Annotated in this window: 2 tRNA genes; both read right to left on the bottom strand. The window is 58.6% G+C overall.

The features are described 5' to 3' along the window. Positions 1–23: 23 nt before the first annotated feature. Positions 24–100: transfer RNA gene (locus ABE424_RS19140), tRNA-Met, on the bottom strand. Between the two features lie 192 nt (positions 101–292). Then, positions 293–369 (bottom strand) — tRNA-Met (locus ABE424_RS19135). Between the last annotated feature and the right edge of the window lie 34 nt (positions 370–403).

Here is a 403-nt window from a genome sequence, read left to right as displayed (position 1 = left end):
GCATCTGCACTGCAGATTTTCTGTGGTAGCGGGGGCAGGATTTGAACCTGCGACCTTCGGGTTATGAGCCCGACGAGCTGCCAGACTGCTCCACCCCGCAGCAGAAGCGGAATTGTAAGGGAGTTTGAGTTCCCGTGCAACCCCTTTGAAACATTTGCTGTGCGGCAGCCATTGGCCAACGCCAACGCCAACGCCAACAACCAGCGCGAGCCGAACCCTGGAACGAAAAAAGCGACACCGTTTCCGGTATCGCTTGATTCGTCCACTGCCTCCGGTTTGCACCGGAGCTATATGGTAGCGGGGGCAGGATTTGAACCTGCGACCTTCGGGTTATGAGCCCGACGAGCTGCCAGACTGCTCCACCCCGCAGCAGAAGCGGATGAGTCGTGTACCACACCAACGG

This window comes from Stenotrophomonas sp. TWI1149 (genome assembly GCF_039673155.1).
Classification (GTDB): Bacteria; Pseudomonadota; Gammaproteobacteria; order Xanthomonadales; family Xanthomonadaceae; genus Stenotrophomonas; species Stenotrophomonas maltophilia_AA.
This window is presented reverse-complemented; position numbering and strand designations above follow the sequence as displayed.